We start from the raw sequence: 19,106 nt of genomic DNA on the forward strand, positions 1-19,106 counted from the left end.
CCCGGATCAACCTCAACCGCACCGAGGAGGCACTGGCCACCGGGGCCGACCGGATCGCCATCGGCTGCCCGTTCTGCCGGGTGATGCTCTCCGACGGCCTGACCCAGAAGCAGGCGGAGGGCGCCTCCGACGACGTGGAGGTCGTCGACGTCGCCCAGATGCTGCTCGCCGCCGTCCGTCATACCTGATTCAGAGGTTGTCGACGAAGTCCCGGGCCACGTCCTCGGGGTTCTCGCCGTCCGTGACCACACGGCTGAGCAGCTCGGTCAGCAGGTCGGTGTCCAACTCGCTGGAGACCCCGTTCAGCGCCTCGGCGACCGTGTCGTTGAGGGCGTCCTCGCTGATCAGCGGCACCACGTTCTGCGCCACGAAGAGGCTCTCGGGGTCCTCCAGCACCACGAAGTCGTTCTCGGCGATCGCCGGGTCGGTCGAGAAGATGTTGGCGACGTCGACCTGTCCGTTGATCAAGGACTGCACCGTCAGGTTGGACCCAGCAGCCAGGGGGCGGAAGGCGGAGAACTCCAACCCGTAGACCTCCTTCAGTCCAGGGACGCCGTACTCCCGCTCCTCGAACTCCGGCGGGCCCCCGAGGACCAGCTCGCCGGCCACGGGCTCGAGGTCGGCTATCGACTCGATGCCCTTCTCCTCGGCCATCTGCTGGGTGACCACCAGCGAGTCTTTGTCCTCCGCCTCCGAGCGCTCGAGCACCGTCAAGCCCTCGGGCAGCGCCTCCTGGAGCTCGGAGTAGACACCCTCGGGGTCCGTCGCCTCCGCCTCGGGGTTGAAGAACAAGGTCAGGTTGCCGGTGTATTCGGGAATCAGGTCGATCGAGCCGTCCTGGATACCCTGGATGTAGGTCTCCCGGTTGCCGATGTTGAGGCGTGTATCCACCGTGACTCCCGCGTCCTCGAGAGCCGCTGCATAGATCTCGGCCAGCAGCACGTTCTCGGGGAAGTTGGCGGAGCCCACCGTCACGGTGCCGCTGCCACTGTCGCCACTGGAGCCGGCGTCCTCACCACCCCCTCCGGAGTCGTCCAACGGGTCCGACCCGCCGCAGGCGCTCAGCGTGAGTCCGGTCAACAGGGCAGCGGTCAGGGCAGTCGTGCGATTCATCGGTGTCCTTCGTGGGTGAGGGTGGGGGGCGGGTCAGGGGATGCCCGACGTCGTATGCCGTAACGCCCGTGCGGGGCGCAGCATGCCCGACGCCTAGGCGGAGCCGGCCAGTCCGGGTGAGACGACCAGCCGTTGGATCAGGCCGAACACGAGGTCGACGGTGAGGGCGAGCGCGGCGACCAGCAGGGCACCGCCGGCCATCTGGGCGTAGTCCTGGACGGCCTGCCCGTCGATGAGGAAGCGTCCCAGCCCGCCCAGGCTCACGACCGCCGCGATCGTGGTCGTGGCGATGATCTGCAGCATGGCCGCGCGCAGGCCGGAGAAGATCAAGGGCAGAGCGCAGGGGATCTCGACCTGCCGCAGGACCTGCACGCCCGTCATGCCCATCCCCGCGGCGGCGTCCCGAGCGGCCGGGTCGACCTGCTCGACCCCGGAGTAGACCCCCGACAGGATCGGGGGGATGGCCAGGATCACCAGCACGATGATGCTGGGCACGGCGAAAGCGGCCTCTCCCGAGAGCCGCGGCAGCAGCAGCAGGACCGCGATGAACAGCACCCCCAGGGAGGGGATGGCGCGGAAGCCCCCGGCGAGGTTCACCACGACGATGCGGCCCTTGCCGGTGTGCCCGATCCAGAGGCCCAACGGGACAGCGACGAGGGCAGCCAATGCCAGCGCGATCAGCGAGTACTGCAGGTGCGTGAGCAGCTGGGCGATGATGCCGCCGGGTCCACTCCAGTTGGCGGGGTCCGTGAGCCAGGCGACGACCGAGGAGATCATGAGGCCCTCCCGGCGGTGAGCCAGGGTGTCATCGCCCGGGTGGCCACGAGGATCACCAGGTCGAACAGCACGGCGAGGAGGGCGCACGCCACGACGCCCAGCACGATCGGGCCCATCGCGTTGCGGTTGAAGCCGTCGGTGAACAGCGTCCCGAGCTGGGACACCCCGACCAGCGCAGCGACCGAGACGATGGAGACGTTGCTGACGGCCGCGACCCGCAGTCCGGCCGAGATCACCGGCACCGCAAGGGGCAGCTCCACGGCGAACAGCCTGCGCAGAGGTGAGTAGCCCATGGCCGTGGCCGACTGCCGCACATGGTCGGGCACCGAGCCGAGGCCGTCGGCGACCGTGCGAGTCAGCAGGGCGATGGTGTAGAGCGTCATCGCCACCAGCACGTTGATCGAGTCGAGGATCTGCGTCCCGAGGATGCCCGGAAGCAGGATGAACAGCGCCAGCGACGGGATCGTGTAGAGCAGGCTGGTGCCGGCGATGAGGGGGGCGTAGAGCAACCGCGTGCGCAGCGCGAGCCAGGCCAGCGGGATGGCCAGGAGTAACCCGATGACCAGCGGGAGCCCGGCCAGGTAGATGTGGTCCAAGGTCAGGCTGGTCAGCTCGCCCAGCCCGACACCCCAGATCCTCACGCGCTGTCCTCCGCCGTGAAGCTGGTCTCTCCGGAGGGTCGCGGTGCCGCCTTGATGACCTGCAGCACCTCCTCGGAGCGCACCGAGCCGTAGAGTCGCCCGTCCTGCACCACGACGCCGCGTCCGCTCGGCGAGGAGAGCGAGGCGTCGAGGAACCCTCGCAACGAGCCCCCGACGTCGACCAGGGTGCCGCCGAGCTGCAGGTCGGCGGCTTGCACCGGGCCGGTGACGTCGGCCACCTCCACCCAGCCCAGCGGCTGAGCGTGGTCCCCGACCACCAGACGCCACGGGTCACCGTCGGCAATCGTCTCGCCCAGGACGGTCGGCGTCTCCTCGTGGATCGGCACGTCGGCGTGCTTGAAGCTCAGCGCCCGGTAGCCGCGGTCGCGACCGACGAAGGAGGCCACGAAGTCGTCGGCGGGGTGAGCCAGCAGGTCGTCGGGTGAAGAGAACTGGGCCAACGAGCCGCCCACTCGCAGCACCGCGATGCGGTCGCCCAGCTTGATGGCCTCGTCGATGTCGTGGGTGACCAGGACGATCGTCGTGCCCAGGGACTCCTGCAGGCTGAGGAACTCGTCCTGCAGGCCCTCGCGCACCACGGGGTCGATCGCGCTGAACGGCTCGTCCATCAGCATCACCTTCGGGTCGCCGGCCAGCGCTCGCGCCACCCCCACGCGCTGCTGCTGACCGCCCGACAGCTGCCCGGGGTAGCGCTTGGCGAAGTCACCGCCGAGGCCGACGAGCTCCAGCACCTCCATCGCCCGGTCCTTCGCCCGCGACTTGTCCCACTTCAGCAGGGAGGGCACCGTCATGACGTTGGACAGGACGGTGCGGTGCGGGAACAACCCGGCGTGCTGGATGACGTAGCCGATGCCGCGGCGCAGCTCGGCCTTGGCCAGCGACGAGGTGTCCTGCCCATCGATCAGAATCTTGCCCTCGGTGGGCTCGATCATCCGGTTGATCATCCGCAACGAGGTCGTCTTGCCACACCCCGATGGACCTACCAGGACGGTGATCTTGCCCTCCGGCGCCTCGAACGACAGACCATCCACAGCCACCGTCCCATCGCCATAACGCTTGGTCACGCCCTCGAGGGTGATCATGCGAAACAACCCTAGCCTGCGCTGCAGGGGCCGCCCATTCGGACGTCAGACCCCCGCGAACCGCCGGCGGTAGGTCGACGGCGATATCCCCACGATCTGCGAGAAGTGGTGCCGCAGCAGGGTCGCGCTGGTCAGCCCCACCCGCGCGGCCACGATCTCCAGCGGCAGGCAGGTCGACTCCAGCAGCTCCTGAGCGGCCAGGACCCGTTGCTGCGTGAGCCACTGGTGTGGCGTGGTGCCGGTCTCGGCGCGGAACCGCCGGGCGAAGGTCCGCGCCGACATGTGCTCGCGGGCCGCCATGGCCGACACGCTGTGCTCCTGGTCGAGGTGGTCCAGCAGCCAGCGGATCAGCCCCTCCAGCGAGGTCGGCTCCGAGGCGGGGACGAACGGCCGCTCGATGAACTGCTGCTGGCCACCGTCGCGGTGCGGCGCCACCACCATCCGCCGAGCGATCCGAGCGGCGATCTCGGCTCCGTGCTCAAGGCGCACCAGGGACAGGCAGGCATCGATGCCCGCCGCGGTGCCGGCGCTGGTGATCACCGTCCCGTCCATGGTGTAGAGGGCGTCGGCGTCCACCTCGACGTCGGGGTATGTCGTCGCGAGCTGCTCGGCATACCTCCAGTGGGTGGAGCAGCGGCGCCCGCTCAGCACGCCCGACTCGGCCAGGGTGAAGGCACCGGTGCAGACCGAGAGCACGTAGGCCCCCCGCCCTACGGCGGCGCGAACCTGATCCAACACAGCCGGCGACGGGGCCGTGTGCATTGGGCCGGAGGGCAACGCGACAAGGTCGGCGCGCTCGCACGCCTCCAGCCCCCGGTCGACCTGCAGGGTGGCTCCTGCCAGCAAGGGGACGGGTCGCGAGGGATCCTCGGCGCAGACGGCGAAGTCGAACGGCGGCACCCCGTCGTCGGTGCGGTCGACGCCGAATACCTCGCAGAGCACTCCGAACTCGAACGGGGCAAGAGGCTCCTGGGCGATGACGGTCACCGAACGCAGCATCCATCCACTATGGCAGCAATTGAGCGCAGCCTGTCAGATCTGCCACTTTTGGCATCATCTTAGTGAGCGCAAAATTAGTGCCACGAGGTTGATGCGCCACCTCACAGCACCAGGCCGGACCGCCCGGCCACCGACAATCCGAGAGGTCAGATCATGAACGACATCGTCAGCTTCCTCGCCCTCGCCGGGCTGTCCGTCCTCGCCCTCGCCGCGATCGGCGCGATGGCGTGCCCACAGCCGGAGCGGCTGCCGGTCCGTCAGCTGAGTCGTGCGGACTGGGGGGACCTCATCCGGACCGGGGTCCGGGTGGTGGCCACCTGGGGACCGCGTGACCCCTACGCGGACCGCGGCGACGCCGGGGCCACTCCCGCCCCCAGCCGACCCGGGAGCACACCACCGGATGAGGCACCCACCGCAGGCACGGCATACCCGCGGGTATGCCGTGCCTCAGATCTGCGTGCGGTGGAAGTTGGCGTGCGAGCGGCTCGCCGTGGGCCCGCGCTGCCCCTGGTAGTGCGAGCCCTTGGCCTGTGAGCCGTAGGGGTGCTCGCTGGGCGAGGAGAGGCCGAAGAAGCACAGCTGGCCGATCTTCATGCCGGGGTGCAGCACGATCGGCAGGGTCGCCACGTTGCTGAGCTCCAGGGTGACGTGCCCGGTGAATCCGGGATCGACGAACCCGGCCGTGGCGTGGGTGAGCAGTCCCAGCCGACCCAGCGAGGACTTGCCCTCGACCCTTGCGGCGACGTCGTCGGGCAGCGTGATCTGCTCGTAGGTCGAGCCGAGCACGAACTCGCCGGGGTGCAGCACGAACGAGTCGCCCGTCTCGACCTCCACGAGGCGGGTGAGGTCGGGCTGGTCGAGGGCCGGATCGATGACGGGGTACTTGTGGTTGTCGAAGAGCCGGAAGTAGCGATCAAGGCGCACGTCGACGCTGGAGGGCTGCACCATGGCGGCATCCCAGGGGTCCAGTCGCACCCGCCCCTGGTCGACCTGGGCTCGGATGTCACGGTCGGAGAGCAGCACCGGGTCAGCGTAGCCGTCGTTTGCGGGCCACTGCGGGAGGTCGGTTAGACTTCCACGGCACTCCCGCGGGCGTAGTTCAATGGTAGAACATCAGCTTCCCAAGCTGAATACGCGAGTTCGATTCTCGTCGCCCGCTCTCACCTCGTATGCAGTACACCCCACCGGCCAGATCACGCACGTGACCGATCCAGCCACCCTCGAGATCAGGTCGTGCGGTCCTCCACGGCGGCCAGGGCGCGGTCGAGCGCCGCGACCCCCTGCTGGGCCTCGTCGTCGGTGATCACGCACGGCGGCACCATGTGCACCCGGTTGCCGACGACCAGCGGCCAGATCCCCTCCGCCCGGCAGGCGGCGTGCAGCTCCTTCATCCGGTCGGCCGGCCAGGGCTGTTTGGTCTGCAGGTCGGTCACCATCTCGACCGCCCACATCACGCCGATGCCCCGCACGTCGCCCACCCCGGCATGCCGGGTCCCCAGCTCCCGCAGACCCGGACCGAGCACCTCGGCACCGACCCGTCGGGCGTGCTCGACGACACCGTCCTGCGCCATGACGTCGATGGCCGCGACCGCTGTGGCGCAGGCCAGCGGGTGCCCGGAGTAGGTCAGACCTCCGGTGTAGGGCACCTCGTCCCAGGTGGCGGCGATCGCGTTGCTCAGGATCACCCCGCCCAGCGGCACGTAGCCGCTGTTGACCCCCTTGGCAAACACGATCAGGTCGGGCTCGATCCCCCAGCGCTGGTGGGCGAACCATTCGCCGCACCGCCCGAAGCCGGCCATCACCTCGTCGGCGATCAGCAGGATGCCGTGCTCGTCGCAGATCTCGCGCACTCCCGCCAAGTACCCGTCCGGCGGCACGATCACCCCGTTGGTTCCGACCACCGACTCCAGGATGATGCCGGCGATCAGCGTCGGCCCCTCTGCGGCCACGGCGTGCCGCAGGTGCTCCAGCGCCCGTTCGCGCTCCTGCTCAGGAGTCTGCGCGTGGAACTCCGAGCGATACAGGTGCGGCCCCCAGAAGTGGACCACGCCCGGCATACCCGGCTCGGCGCCCCACCGGCGCGGCTCCCCGGTCAGCGCCATCGAGCCCGCCGTGCCCCCGTGATAGCTGCGGTATGCCGACAGCACCTTGTGCCGGCCGGTGTGACCGCGGACCATCCGGAGCGCGTGCTCGTTGGCCTCGGTGCCGCCGGTGGTGAAGAACACCTTGTCGAGCCCGTCGGGCGTCAGCCCCGCGATCCGGGCCGCCGCCTCCGCCCGGGCCTCGTGGGTGAATGCCGGGGCGACCATCGCCAGACCGTCGGCCGCCTCGTGGATCGCCTGGGTCAGCCGCGGGTGCTGGTAGCCGAGGTTGGTGTTGACCAGCTGGGAGCAGAAGTCGAGATAACGGTGGCCCAGGTGGTCCCAGAACCAGGCACCCTCGCCGCCGGCCAGCGGCACCGGGTCGATCCCGCCCTGTGCGGCCCAGGAGGTGAAGACGTGCCGGCGCGTCAGCCGGCGAATCCGGTCATCGCGGTCCTGCCCCGTGTGGTTCGACATACCCCGAGTATGCCGTTGCCTTGGGCAAGGGACCGGCGAGCAGCCGGTGGGTGAACGGAGGGTTGCGTGTTGTTGCCACTTCAACTACCGTGACAACGGTCCGTCGGCCCGGCGCGACAACGGGGAAAATCTGCATGGGAGAGTCAATTGGGACACAGGAACAGCGCACCTGAGACCGTCCTCGGCATCGTCCTCTGGACCGACCCCGAGGACTGAGCCAAGCGGTCCGCGCGCCTGGCAGACTCCCGCACGCTCAGGACGGAGTGGGCGGGGTGTATCGACCGTCGATCGCCGTCCAGCCGCCGTCGACCACTACTTGTGAGCCGGTGACGAAGCTTGCCGCGTCGGAGGCCAGATAGAGCACGGCCCCCACGACCTCGGCCGGTTGAGCCCATCTGCCCAAGGCGCTCTTGCTCGCATAGGCGTGCGCCCACTCGGCATCGTCCTTGATCTGCGCGGTCAACGGCGTCTCCACCACTCCCGGGGCCACGACGTTGACCCGCACCCCCTGGGGCCCGATCTCCGCGGCCAGCGTCCGGACGAGCTGCAGCATCCCGGCCTTGGTCGCGGCATACACGCCCTGCCCCGGCTCGACCGTCACCGAGCGGATCGAGCCCAGCGCCACGATCGAGCCCCGTCCGCGATCGGCCATCGCCGGCGCGAAGGCCTGCATCGCGTTGAGCGTCCCGCCCAGGTTGAGACCGACGACGGCGTCGAAGTCCTCGCGGGTGTAGTCGAGCAGCCGCTTGCGCACATTGCGGCCCGCCGTGAGCACCAGCACATCGACGTCACCGAGCTCCTCCACCACCTGCGCCAAGGCGCCGCTCTCCAGCACGTCCACCTGGTATGCCGTGTGCTCGCCGTCGGCTATCGGCGGGGCACCCGCGACCGCCGTCTGTGCCGTGGGCAGGTCCACGTCCAGCCCGGAGACCCGGGCACCCTGGGCTGCGAGGCCGGCCACGATCTCGTGCCCGATGCCGCCGCACCCGAGCACGACGGCGTGCCGCCCGTCCAACCGGAACATCTGCGCGTAGTCCACTGCACCCTCACTGTCGTCGTGACCTCTGGGCCAGTCTGCACCCCGAGCGACGGAGGCCGCAGGTTTATATGTACGATACATCTATGTCACCGGCTGCTGCCCCCGTCCTGGTCACCGGCGCGTCCGGCACGGTGGGCCGGCACGTCACCGCGCAGCTGTTCGAGGCGGGCGAGACGGTGCGGGTGGCCATGCGCACACCGCCTCCGGCGCACCAGGTCGAACCAACGGGATCTGCATACGTGGCCTTCGACTTCACCGACCCCGACACCTGGGAGGCAGCCTTCACCGGCGTCACCCGGATGTTCGTGCTGCGGCCACCCCAGCTGACCCGCGTCCGCCGCGACATGCTCCCGGCGGTGCAAGCGGCCCAGGACGCGGGCGTCGAGCACATGGTGCTGCTCTGGGTGCAGGATGTGGAGCACCTGCCGATGGCGCCGCATGCCGCACTGGAGCGCTGGCTGCGCCGCAGCGGCCTGTCCTGGACCTTCGTGCGGCCCTCGTTCTTCATGGAGAACCTGATCTACCCGCACGGTGACGACATCCGCGACTGGGATGCCATCACGGTGCCCGCCGGCGGCGGGCGCACCGCGTTCGTCGCCGGTCCGGCCGCGCTGACCTACCACGCGGTCGCCGCGATCCTGCGTGACGTCCTGGGCCGGCCCATCGCCTACCCCCGCCCCGGGATGCTGCAACACGTCCGGCACGCCCGGGTCGACCTCGCGATGCCCTGGCCGCTGGTCGTGCTCACCGGCATCATCTACACCACCGCCCGGCTCGGCCTCGCCGACGGCCTGACCGCCGACGTGCAGAAGGTGACCGGAGAGGCGCCGGAGTCCCTGCGCTCCTGGTCCATCCGGCATACCGAGGTATGGCGTGCCACCCGCTGACCGCGACCTCGCCCGGATCGACGCGGCCCTGGTCGGGCTGCGCCGGCTGTGGTCGCACGACACGGCGATCCAGGACCCCGACGTCGGGCGCGTCGACCTGTCCACCGTCTGGGTCGTGGACGCCCTCGTGCGCAGCGAGCGCGAGCACCTGAGCGTCGCCGGGCTCGCGGACGCCCTCGACGTGACCCACTCGACGGCGAGCCGGTTCGTGACCCGCGCCGAGGGGGCCGGCGTGGTGCAGCGCGCTCGCCTCGCCGATGACTCCCGCCAGGTCACCGTGCACCTCACCCCGAGCGGCGCGGCGCTTGCCGAGCGAGCCCTCCAGTTCCGGCTCTCGGTCCTGGCGCAGGCGATGACCTCCTGGCCGGCCACGGACCGACACGACCTCGCGCGGTTGCTCACAGGGTTCGCGCACACCGTCCGCCACACCCTTCCCCACCAAGGAGAGACCCCGTGAAGATCGCCCTGATCGGCTCGACCGGCCGCACCGGCAGCCACGTGCTGGCGCAAGCCCTGCGACGCGGTCACGAGGTGACCGCCCTGGCTCGCACACCCGGCAAGCTCGCCGGCGCCCCGGACGGCGTGCTCGTGGTCGAGGGGGACAGCACCGAGGCGTCCGCACTGGATCGCGTGCTGCCCGGTGCCGACGCCGTGATCTCCGCGCTGGGACCGACGGCCAGGGAGACCGACCTGCACAGCCGGACCGCACAAGCCCTCGTCGAGGCGATGCAGCGGCACGGGGTCGGCCGCTTCGTCGGGGTCAGCGGCGCCGGCATCGACGTGCCCGGGGACCGCAAGGGCTTACGCGACCGGGTCGTCTCCTGGCTCATCCAGCGCCTGGGCGGCGAGGTCGTCCAGGACAAGCCACGGGAGTATGCCGTGTTCGCCGGCTCGTCGGTGGAGTGGACCCTGGTCCGTCCGCCACGACTCACCGACAAGCCCGCCACCGGGCGCGTCGAGCACGACGCCCACCGACCGGGTCGGTCCACCTCGATCACCCGGGCCGACCTCGCAGGCTTCCTGCTCGATGTCGCCGAGGGTGACCTGCACGTGCGGCAGGCGCCGTTCGCCAGCGGCATCCGCTGACATCCGGTGCGGCCGCTCAGTCGAAGCGGCCCGCCGAGGGGAAGGCGTCGAGGTAGCCCCGCCACGTGCCGGCGGTCGTCGTCACGGTCCGGGCCGCCAGCATTCCCCGCACGATGGAGCGGGTGACCACCTCAGCGGCAGCGGTCAGCAGCAGGTGCAGATCCTCCGCCTCTGGCGCCCCGCGCTCACCGGTGGCCAGGGCGAAGAGGGTGTCGCCGTCATACATCGTGTGGATCGGGTTGATCGCTCGCGCCATGCCGTCGTGACCGCTCCCGGCGATTCGCCCGCACTGCGCCTTGGTCAGCGTGGCGTCGGTCGCGATCACCCCGATGGTTGTGGCCAGCACCGACGGGACCCGCCGGCTCAACGGCGACGGCTCGATCTCGGCCTCGGCTCGCTGGAGCTCCTCGACGGTCGGCGCGGCGAGCCGGTATGCCGCATCGCCAGGCAGCCCCACACCCTGCAGGTCCGCCGGGGCCAGGTGCCGGGCGCCGTAGAGCTCGCCGCTGTGCGGGTCGACGCACGAGCCGACGGCGTTGACCGCGACCAGTGCGGCGACGGTGGCGCCGCCGGGCAGGAGCACGCTGGCCGAGCCGACGCCGCCTTTGAGCCCACCAGCCTGCCCGCCGGTCCCCACCCCGACCACGCCCAGCTCCGGAGCGTCGGACGAGGCGGCAGCGCAGGCCAGCTGCCCGAACGAGGCGTCCGGCACTGCCGCGAAGTCCCCGCCCCGACCCAGGTCGAAGATCACCGCAGCCGGGACGATCGGCACGACCTGGCCAGGCGTCCCCATCGGGAAGCCGACCCCTGCGGCATACCGCTCCCGCATCACCCCGTCGGCCGCGGCGAGCCCGAAGGCGCTGCCCCCGGAGAGTGTGACGGCGTGCACCCGCTCGACCAGGTTGCGCGGGTCGAGCAGGTCGGTCTCCCGGGTGCCCGGCCCGCCGCCGCGCACGTCGACCCCGGCCACTGCACCGGCGTCGGGCGGCAGCACGACGGTCGTCCCCGTCAGCCAGCCGTCGCCGATCCGGGTGTGCTGGCCCACCCGCAGTCCGGGCACGTCGACGATCGAGTTGGTCGGTCCGGTCCGCATGGCCTCAGCGTCGCACAGCGCCCACCCGGCAACTGGCCCCCAGCCCCAGCCTTCCACTGTTGCCTTGTGTGCTCACAGCTGCGCTGCAGCGCAGGCCCGCGCACACAAGGCAGCACCGCTGTTCAAGCCTCCGAGTGCAGGTAGCGCAGGGCCGCCACGGCATACACCCGGGCGCAGGTCTCGATCTCAGCGACCTCGACCGTCTCGTCGGCCTGGTGCGCGATCCACTTGCCGCCGGGGCCGTAGACGACGCTGGGGATAGCCGCGTGCGCGGTCAGGATGGTGCCGTCGGTGGCTCCGGGCACGCCGCCGAACACCGCGGACTCGCCGGTGACCTGCTGGTGCGCGTCCGCCAGCGCCGTGATCATCGGGTGGCTGGTCGGTGTGTCGACCGGTGGGCGGTCGTCCACCACGGTGACCTCGGCGGTCACGCCGGCGTCGGCGCCGAACGTCTCGGCCAGGTCGGTGAGCCGCTGCACGAGCGCCTCGTGGTCCACCCCCGGCACTGTCCGCACGTCCAGGCACACCAGTGCCTCGCCGGGGATGACGTTGATCTGGTCGACGTCACCGCCGGACAGCACAGTCGGGGTGAGGTAGACCTGCCCGAGGTGCTCGTGCTCCCCGTGTTCACGCTGCAGATCCTCCTGCACCCGCTGCGCGGCCTGGAGGTATGCCGAGGCGACGGGCAGCGGGTTGCGCGCGTGCTGGGGCATGGCCCCGTGCGCCATCGCCCCGGTGAACGCGGCCTTGAGCCGGATCGCGCCCTTGGACACCGCGCAGATCTCACCGGCTTCGGGCTCTCCGCAGATCACGCCGTCGATCTCGGCCGCCAGCGCCGACGCGGCGAAGGCTTTGGCGCCCAGCATCAGCCCCTCCTCGTCGACCAGCGCGGCGACCACCAGCCGACCCGGGAACGCTCCGGCGTCAACGACGGCCTTGGCGGCATACAGCATCGCCGCCAGCCCGGACTTCATGTCGGCGCTGCCACGACCGCGCAGCCGGCCGTCCACGACGTCCGCGGCGTAGGGGTCGAAGGACCACGAGGAGCGGTCGCCCTCGGTCACCACGTCTGTGTGCCCTTCCAGCATCAACGTCGTTCCGGGCCCGCCACCCCCGTCGAGCACCGCGATCACGTTGGGCCGGCCCGGCGCAACCTCCTCGACCACCGGGTCCCAACCGAAGTCACGCATCCGCAGCTCGACGAGCTTCGCGACCGGTGCCTCGGCGGTCCCTGCGGCAGGTTCGTGCACCGAGCGGATCCGCACCAGCTCGGCCGCGAACGCCACGGCTCCTGCGGTGTCGACGTCCATCATGACCCGATGCTCCCAGCCCCCCGACCGATGTGCGCGCCAACGCACGCTGCGCAGACCACGCTCGCGCGCACAACGGCCGGGATCCGGCGCCACCTGCCGATATGCGCTCCACCGCACCTCGCGAAGGCCACAGTCGCGCGCACATCGGTGGTGGGCACGTCGGTCACTGGGGTGGGGTCGCCTCACGGGCACCACGGGCCAGATCGGCGGCTGCCCGGCCGGCCAGAGCGGCATGCAGGTCGGGCACCGCGGCCAGCAGCGACTGCGTGTAGGGATGCTGCGGGTCGGCGAAGAGCTGCTCGGTCGGCGCCACCTCGACGAACTCGCCCTGCCGCATCACCGCGACCCGGTCGCAGACATGTCGCACCACGGACAGGTCGTGGCTCACGAAGACCAGGGTCAGCCCGAACTGCTCGACCACGTCGTCGATCAAGTTCAGCACCTGGGCCCGCACCGACACGTCCAGAGCGCTGACCGGCTCGTCCGCCACCAGGATCGCCGGCGCCGGCGCCAGCGCCCGGGCCACCGAGATCCGCTGCCGCTGACCGCCGGAGAACTGGTGCGGGTAGCGATCGGCCGCCTCCCCCGGCATACCCACCGCGTCCAGCAGCTCGACCACCCGGTCCCGCCGCTCTCGGGCGCTCCCCTGCCCCTGCGCGACCAGGGGTTCGGCGACGATGTCGCGCACCCGCATCCTGGGGTCCAGCGAGCTCATCGGATCCTGGAACACCAGCTGCAGGGTCTCTCGCAGCCAGCCCAGCCGCCGGGCCGGCTGGTCGTGGATCGGCCGCCCGGTGATTTCGATGCTGCCGCTGCTCGGCTGGTCCAGCCCGCACAGCAGACGCAGCAGGGTGGACTTGCCCGAGCCGGACTCGCCGACGATCCCGAACCGCTCACCCGGCGCGATGTCGACGGTGACGTCGCGCACCGCGTGCACGACCGGCGGCGCGGTGCGCAGCGAGGTGCGGGGCCGCCGGAAGTCACGGCATACCTCGTGCATCGCGAGGGCGGGGGTCTCAGTCATCGACGCCCACCGGGTGGTGACAGGCATAGCCGTATGCCGTGGCGCCGGTCGCGGGATCGGCGACGGGTGTGCTGGCGCCGGCCGAGTGCGAGTCGCGCACCGTCCACGCGGGGAGCCCGGCGCAGACGTCGTCGGCCGCCGGGCAGCGGGTGCGGAACACGCAGCCGTCCGGGAACTGGCCCGCCGGGGGCACCGTCCCGGGGATGGTCGGCAGCCGGCCGCGGCGGTCGCCGTCGGCGGCCACCAGGTCAGAGGCGGCGAGCAGCCCCGCCGTGTAGTGGTGCCGCGGGTCGCTGAACACCTCGCCGACCGGCCCGGCCTCCACGATGCGTCCGCCATACATCACCAGCACCCGCTCGCACACCGTGGCCACTACGGCCAGGTCGTGGGTGATGAACAGCAGCGCAGCGTCGCGATCCTGCACACCGCTGACGATCAGGTCCAGCACCAGCGCCTGCACCGTGACGTCGAGGGCCGTGGTCGGCTCGTCGCAGACCAGCAGCACCGGGTCGTTGGCCAGGGCGATCGCGGCAACCACGCGCTGGCGCTGCCCGCCGGAGAGCTGGTGCGGGTAGGCCCGGGCCACGTGGGCGGGGTCGGGCAGCTGCACCTGGTCCAACAGCTCGACCGCCCGTCGCCGGGCTTCGCGCTTCGAGGCCGTGCCGTGCACCCCCATCACCTCGGCCACCTGGGCGCCGACCCGCATCGTCGGGTTGAGCGCGGTCATCGGCTCCTGGAAGACCATCGCCATCTCGCTGCCCCGCAGCACCGCCAGCCGCCGCTCGGGCAGGTCGAGCAGGTTGCCCTCGCGCCCGGCCAGGTGCACCTGACCCGAGGCGTCCAGGTCCTCCCCGAGCAGACCCATGATCGCGAGCGCGGTCAGCGACTTGCCGGAGCCGGACTCCCCGATCAGCCCCACCCGCTCACCCCGGCTCACGGTGAGGTCGACGTCGGACAGCAGCGGGGTATGCCGGGTCCGCACCCCCAGGCCCTCGACGCTCAGCACGACGTCGCCCGTCGGTGCCGCCCGGTCCCGGATCGGCATACCCTCCTCGCTCGCTGTGCTCACCGTCGCTCCAGCCGCGGGTCGAGGTAGTCGCGCAACCCGTCGCCGAACAGGTTGAAGCCGAGCACCGCCAGGGCGATCGCCGCCCCGGGGATCAGCGCCAGGTGCGGTGCCGATCGCAGCGTCGACTGCGACTCGAAGAGCATCCGCCCCCAGGACGCCTGACCGGTGGGGGTGCCCAAGCCCAGGTAGGCCAGGGCAGCCTCGGCCAGGATCGCGATGGCGAACGCCACGGAGGCCTGCACGATCACCAGGCCGGCCACGTTGGGCAGCACGTGTCGCCACGCGATGGCCAGGGGGCCCTGCCCGGCGGCGCGGGCGGCGGTCACGTAGTCGGTGCGCATCACCCCCAGGGCGCCGGAGCGGGTGATCCGGGCGAACGAGGGGATGGTCGCGATGCCGATGGCGATCATCGCCACCAGCGTCGACCCGCCGTAGAGCGCGGCGAACATGATCGCCAACAGCAGGGCCGGGAAGGCGAGCAGGATGTCGTTGCCCCGCATCACCAGCTGCCCCAGCCAGCCGGTGGACATCGCCGCGAACACCCCCAGCGGCACCCCGAGCAGTGCGGCCACACCGACGGCGACGATCCCGACATACAAGGTGGTGCGGGCACCGACCAGGATCTGGGAGAGCACGTCACGGCGGAACCGGTCGGTCCCGAGCCAGAACTCGCCGTTGGGCGTCTGGTAGGGCTGGGTGTCCAGCACCCGCATCGGCGTCTGCGGGGTCCAGACGTAGGACACGAGGGCCATCAGCACGACGAGCACGACAAGGGCGCCGCCGATCAGCAGCGGGGCGTTGAGCGGACGTCGCCTGCCCTGGGTCGTGACCTCCTGGCTCGGCACCGGGTTGCCGGTCATCGGCTCACCGTCCGTAACCGCGGGTCGATGACCACATAGAGCGCGTCGACCACGAAGTTGACCACCAGCACCGCCACGACCAGCACCATGACCACGGTCTGCACGGTCAGCAGCTCGCGCTCGGCCACGGAGTCCAGCAGCAGCGAGCCGAGCCCGGGGATGACGAAGACCTGCTCGACCACCACGGCCCCGATCAGCAGCGTCGCCAGCTGCAGCCCGAGCACGGTGACCACGGGGATCGCGGCGTTGCGCAACCCATGCCGCAGCAGCGCCGGCACCGGCCGCAGCCCCTTGGCCCGGGCGGTGCGCAGGTAGTCCTCCCGCAGCACGTCGAGCACCGCCGAGCGGACGTATCGGGCCAGTACCGAGCCCTGGATCAGGGCCAGGGAGAGCGTCGGCAGCGCGAGCCGGCGCAGGAACTCGGCCGGGTCCTGCGCCGGCGGCACCCAGCCGCCGGAGGGCACCCAGCCGAGCCGGACGGCGAAGATCGAGATGAGCGCGATGCCGGCCAGGAACGCGGGGACCGCCACCCCCACCTGGGAGACTGCTGACAGGGCCACCCCGTCGACGTGCCGGTGCCGGACCGCCATCCAGGTGCCGACCGGCACGGCGACCGCGACAGCGAGCACCATCGCCACGGCCACCAACCACAGGGTGACCTGCAGCCGGTCGGCGATCTGCGGTCCGATGGCGGCCTTGGAGACGTATTCGATGCCCGGGTCCAGTCTCAGCATCCCGCCGACCCAGTCCAGGTACTGCACCGGCAGCGGTCGGTCCAGACCGTAGTCGGCGGTCATCCGCGCGATCGCCTCCTCCGAGGCGTTGACGCCCAACGCGACCCGCGCCGGGTTGCCCGGGAGCACCTGCATGAAGGCAAAGACCACCAGCGAGCTGACCGCGAGACTGGCCAGCAGGATCGCGAAGCGGTGCGCCAGACGGAGCAGCACAGATCCTCCTCGTCCGACGATTCCTGTTGTCTGGTATGCGGTGAGCCGCCGGGCTCAGCCGCGGGCGAGGTCGGCCAGCCGGAAGGACTCGCCGATCGCGTTCTTCGGGATCCCGGTGATGTCCGGGGCGGCGACGAGCAGGTTGGGCAGCAGGAACAGGAACTCGGCGGCGGCGTCCTGCGAGATGAGCGTCGCCGCCTCCTTCATCGCGGTGGTCTGCTCCTGCGGGGTGCCGGAGTCGGCCTGGTCGAGCAGCTCGACCAGCTCCGAGGTGCCGTAGTTGGTGTAGTAGTCGGGGTTGCCGAAGACGTTGCCCAGGTCGCGCGGCTCCACGTGCGCCACGATGGACATCTCGTAGTCCTTGGCCGTGAAGACCTCCTCCAGCCAGGTCGCCGGGAACTCCAGCTCCTCGATCGTCACGGCGAAGCCGGCGTCCTCCAGCATCGACTCGACCACGGTGCCGCAGGCAACGGCATACGGCAGCGTGGGGATCCGCAGCCGCACCGTCACCCCGTCGGCGCCCGCGTCAGCGAGCAGCTGCTTGGCCTTGGCGAGGTCGAACGGGTAGTCGCCGGTGCGGTCCTCGAACCACGGGTCGGTGGGCGGCACCATCGAGCCGATCAGGGTGCCCCGGCCGGCCCAGCAGGTGTCCATCAGCCGCTGGTTGTCGATCGCGTAGCGGACGGCCTGCCGGACCTCCAGGTCGTCGAACGGCGACGCCCCGTTGTTCATCGACAGCACCACCTCGCCGTTGGTCGTGCCCTCGATGATCTGGTAGTCTCCGCCCTCGAACTCGGCCAGCGACTCCGGGGCCTGCACCGTGCCGACCACGTCGATCGAGTCGGTGAGCATCGCGTTGTTGAGCGCGTTGGCGTCGGTGAAGTACTGCAGGGTCACCTCCTCGAAGAACGGCTGCTCCCCCCAGTAGTCCGGGTTGGCGGCCAACGTCAGCGAGGTGCCGCGCTGCCAGGTGCGGACCACGTAGGGGCCGGTGCCGACCGGGTCTTCGGCCAGGTTGCCAACCCCTTGCTCGTCGAACATGGCCCCGACCCGGGTGGTCATCGCGTAGAGCCAGGAGTTGCTGGGCTCCTTCAGAGTTACGGTCAGCTCGTGCTCCCCGGTGGCCTCGGCCGACTCCACGACGTCCATCTGGGCCTTCAGGGAGACCGTCCAGGCGTCGGACTGGACCCGCTCGACCGAGAAGACCGCATCGTCGGCGGTGAACGGGTCACCGTTACCGAACGTCGCGTTGTCGACAAGGGTGAAGACATAGGTCAGCCCGTCGTCGCTGACATTCCACTCGCTGGCCAGGGACGGCGCGATCTCGCCGTCCTGGTCGACCGTGACCAGCGTCTCGTAGACGTTGTCGAGCATCGCTTGCGGGATCGCCGCTCCGTCGGTGGTGGTGAAGTCCAGGCTGGCCGGCTCGGCGGCCAGCCCGATGGTCACCGACTCCCCCTCGGCCGCGCCGGAGCTGTTGTCGGCGCTCTCGTCGCTGCCGGAGCCCGCGTTGCAGGCGGTCAGCAGCAGTGCTGCGGCCGCGCTCGCGGCGATGGCCTGGGTCCTCGTCGTCACCATGCGCACAGAGTATGCCCGGGGCTCGGGCGCGCAGAACCCCTGCGCGGACATGGGTTGCGCTGTGCAGGTCGCACGCCGACACTGAAGAGCTCATCAGGGGAGATGCACGTTGCAGGGGAGCTCGTCATGAAGATCGTCGATCGGCGCACCGTCGTCACCGCCGCGGGCCTGGCCCCGCTCGTCGCCTGCACGCACCACCGGGACGGGCACACGAAGGGTCCGCGCAAGCCCGATCCGGTCCCGCCGGACCCCAAGCCCGGCGACCCCGGCCCGGAGGGCGACCTCTCCTGGCGGGGCTACCACTGGCTCCGGCGGACCTGGCCCGGCGGTCCGCAGTACAACCGCCGGTGGTCACCGGACAACGTCACGCTCGAGGCCGACGACACCATTACTCTGCGGATGAGCAACCCCGGCGCGGACCCGGTCGGCGCCGAGCTCGTCTCCACCCGGACCGGTTGGGGCTACGGGACCTACCGGTGCGCCGTCGAGACGACCTTCGACTCCGTCGGCCCGTCGCTGGTGTGGGGTGGGATGTTCACCTACGACCCCGAGCAGGTCTATCCGCAGGGCCACAACGAGCTCGACAGCGGGGAGATCTCCGCCTGGGGCGTGGTGGGCCGGGTCCCCCGGCTGATCGGTGGCTACTGGGTCGACGGTCCGCGCAATGTCGTCTCGCACGACGTCGAGCTGCCCGGCGACCTGCGGCACTTCGTGTTTGAGATGGTCTGGGAGCCGGGCGCGATCACCTGGACGACGTGGGGCGGCACCTCCGCCGCGGACACTGCGATCGCGTCGTCCTCGGTGCGCCCCACCGACGTGCCGGTGCCCGCCGACGAGCGGGTGCACTTCAACATCTGGGTGACCGCGCTGCACGACAGCGACCCGGCCACGACCCCCTCGCACTCGGCGCGGCTCACCGACTTCGTCTTCACCCCCGCCTGAGAAGGCCCGGTCGCGCGACGGGGGGGGAGGGGTGTCCCGAACAACCCCCCCCACCGTCTCTTCTTCACCCCTGGCAC

General features: G+C 70.9%; 20 protein-coding genes and 1 tRNA gene. 6 read left to right on the plus strand and 15 right to left on the minus strand.

Annotated features, from left to right (window positions below):
* A partial coding sequence (locus ACR2FV_RS13935; RefSeq protein WP_434016297.1) for a hypothetical protein occupies positions 1-188 on the plus strand: 188 nt, incomplete at its 5' end.
* A gap of 1 nt (position 189) precedes the next feature.
* Here ACR2FV_RS13935 and ACR2FV_RS13940 read toward each other — a convergent pair.
* The 6 genes from ACR2FV_RS13940 to dcd all read right to left on the minus strand — a co-directional run bounded on the left by ACR2FV_RS13940 (position 190) and on the right by dcd (position 5,656).
* A complete protein-coding gene (locus tag ACR2FV_RS13940; RefSeq protein WP_434016298.1) occupies positions 190-1,113 on the minus strand; it encodes an ABC transporter substrate-binding protein in 924 nt (307 codons plus the stop codon).
* Between the two features lie 93 nt (positions 1,114-1,206).
* Entirely contained in the window at positions 1,207-1,890 is a 684-nt protein-coding gene (locus ACR2FV_RS13945; protein WP_434016299.1) for an ABC transporter permease, read from the minus strand.
* Positions 1,887-2,531, minus strand: coding sequence for an ABC transporter permease (locus ACR2FV_RS13950; protein ID WP_434016300.1), 645 nt, complete (start codon positions 2,529-2,531; stop codon positions 1,887-1,889). The genes ACR2FV_RS13945 and ACR2FV_RS13950 overlap by 4 nt, the downstream gene beginning before the upstream one ends.
* On the minus strand, positions 2,528-3,634 hold the full coding sequence (locus ACR2FV_RS13955) for an ABC transporter ATP-binding protein (protein WP_434016301.1): 1,107 nt from the start codon (positions 3,632-3,634) through the stop codon (positions 2,528-2,530). Before ACR2FV_RS13955 ends, ACR2FV_RS13950 begins: the two co-directional genes overlap by 4 nt.
* Before the next feature lie 45 nt (positions 3,635-3,679).
* Entirely contained in the window at positions 3,680-4,633 is a 954-nt protein-coding gene (locus ACR2FV_RS13960) for a GlxA family transcriptional regulator (protein WP_434016302.1), read from the minus strand.
* 447 nt (positions 4,634-5,080) lie between these two features.
* Positions 5,081-5,656, minus strand: coding sequence for a dCTP deaminase (dcd, locus tag ACR2FV_RS13965; RefSeq protein ID WP_434016303.1), 576 nt, complete (start codon positions 5,654-5,656; stop codon positions 5,081-5,083).
* A 65-nt stretch (positions 5,657-5,721) separates the two neighbouring features.
* Between dcd and ACR2FV_RS13970 the strand changes: the two genes are divergently transcribed.
* A tRNA-Gly gene (locus tag ACR2FV_RS13970) sits at positions 5,722-5,792 on the plus strand.
* Positions 5,793-5,859: 67 nt separating this feature from the next.
* Here ACR2FV_RS13970 and ACR2FV_RS13975 read toward each other — a convergent pair.
* Together ACR2FV_RS13975 and ACR2FV_RS13980 are read right to left on the minus strand one after the other, a co-directional pair.
* Positions 5,860-7,191 (minus strand): aminotransferase class III-fold pyridoxal phosphate-dependent enzyme, encoded by a 1,332-nt coding sequence (locus tag ACR2FV_RS13975; RefSeq protein WP_434016304.1) that lies wholly within the window; start codon positions 7,189-7,191, stop codon positions 5,860-5,862.
* Between the two features lie 253 nt (positions 7,192-7,444).
* Positions 7,445-8,230: an SDR family NAD(P)-dependent oxidoreductase gene (locus ACR2FV_RS13980; protein ID WP_434016305.1), complete on the minus strand. Its 786-nt coding sequence runs from the start codon at positions 8,228-8,230 to the stop codon at positions 7,445-7,447.
* Between the two features lie 83 nt (positions 8,231-8,313).
* Between ACR2FV_RS13980 and ACR2FV_RS13985 the strand changes: the two genes are divergently transcribed.
* From ACR2FV_RS13985 to ACR2FV_RS13995, 3 genes are read left to right on the plus strand one after another with little or no spacing between them, the layout of a single operon-like run.
* A complete protein-coding gene (locus ACR2FV_RS13985; RefSeq protein WP_434016306.1) occupies positions 8,314-9,117 on the plus strand; it encodes an NAD(P)H-binding protein in 804 nt (267 codons plus the stop codon).
* Positions 9,104-9,574: a MarR family winged helix-turn-helix transcriptional regulator gene (locus ACR2FV_RS13990; protein WP_434016307.1), complete on the plus strand. Its 471-nt coding sequence runs from the start codon at positions 9,104-9,106 to the stop codon at positions 9,572-9,574. Before ACR2FV_RS13985 ends, ACR2FV_RS13990 begins: the two co-directional genes overlap by 14 nt.
* Positions 9,571-10,203 carry an NAD(P)-dependent oxidoreductase gene (locus ACR2FV_RS13995; RefSeq protein ID WP_434016308.1) on the plus strand — a complete coding sequence of 211 codons (633 nt, stop codon included), beginning with the start codon at positions 9,571-9,573 and terminating at the stop codon, positions 10,201-10,203. The genes ACR2FV_RS13990 and ACR2FV_RS13995 overlap by 4 nt, the downstream gene beginning before the upstream one ends.
* Positions 10,204-10,219: 16 nt before the next feature.
* Here ACR2FV_RS13995 and ACR2FV_RS14000 read toward each other — a convergent pair whose 3' ends face one another.
* From ACR2FV_RS14000 to ACR2FV_RS14030, 7 genes are all read right to left on the minus strand, one after another.
* On the minus strand, positions 10,220-11,296 hold the full coding sequence (locus ACR2FV_RS14000) for a P1 family peptidase (protein ID WP_434016309.1): 1,077 nt from the start codon (positions 11,294-11,296) through the stop codon (positions 10,220-10,222).
* Between the two features lie 122 nt (positions 11,297-11,418).
* The gene (locus ACR2FV_RS14005) at positions 11,419-12,609 is read right to left on the minus strand and encodes a M20 family metallopeptidase (protein ID WP_434016310.1); all 1,191 of its coding nucleotides are present in this window, start codon (positions 12,607-12,609) and stop codon (positions 11,419-11,421) included.
* A gap of 163 nt (positions 12,610-12,772) precedes the next feature.
* Entirely contained in the window at positions 12,773-13,633 is an 861-nt protein-coding gene (locus ACR2FV_RS14010; protein ID WP_434016311.1) for an ATP-binding cassette domain-containing protein, read from the minus strand.
* Positions 13,626-14,702, minus strand: coding sequence for an ABC transporter ATP-binding protein (locus ACR2FV_RS14015; protein WP_434016312.1), 1,077 nt, complete (start codon positions 14,700-14,702; stop codon positions 13,626-13,628). The genes ACR2FV_RS14010 and ACR2FV_RS14015 overlap by 8 nt, the downstream gene beginning before the upstream one ends.
* Entirely contained in the window at positions 14,699-15,562 is an 864-nt protein-coding gene (locus ACR2FV_RS14020; protein ID WP_434016313.1) for an ABC transporter permease, read from the minus strand. The genes ACR2FV_RS14015 and ACR2FV_RS14020 overlap by 4 nt, the downstream gene beginning before the upstream one ends.
* Positions 15,559-16,509 (minus strand): ABC transporter permease, encoded by a 951-nt coding sequence (locus ACR2FV_RS14025; RefSeq protein WP_434016314.1) that lies wholly within the window; start codon positions 16,507-16,509, stop codon positions 15,559-15,561. The genes ACR2FV_RS14020 and ACR2FV_RS14025 overlap by 4 nt, the downstream gene beginning before the upstream one ends.
* Positions 16,510-16,563: 54 nt before the next feature.
* Entirely contained in the window at positions 16,564-18,087 is a 1,524-nt protein-coding gene (locus tag ACR2FV_RS14030; RefSeq protein ID WP_434016315.1) for an ABC transporter substrate-binding protein, read from the minus strand.
* Positions 18,088-18,213: 126 nt separating this feature from the next.
* Between ACR2FV_RS14030 and ACR2FV_RS14035 the strand changes: the two genes are divergently transcribed.
* A complete protein-coding gene (locus tag ACR2FV_RS14035) occupies positions 18,214-19,029 on the plus strand; it encodes a hypothetical protein (protein ID WP_434016316.1) in 816 nt (271 codons plus the stop codon).
* Positions 19,030-19,106: the final 77 nt, after the last annotated feature.

The organism is Ornithinimicrobium sp., from assembly GCF_051004135.1.
Taxonomy (GTDB): domain Bacteria; phylum Actinomycetota; class Actinomycetes; order Actinomycetales; family Dermatophilaceae; genus Ornithinicoccus.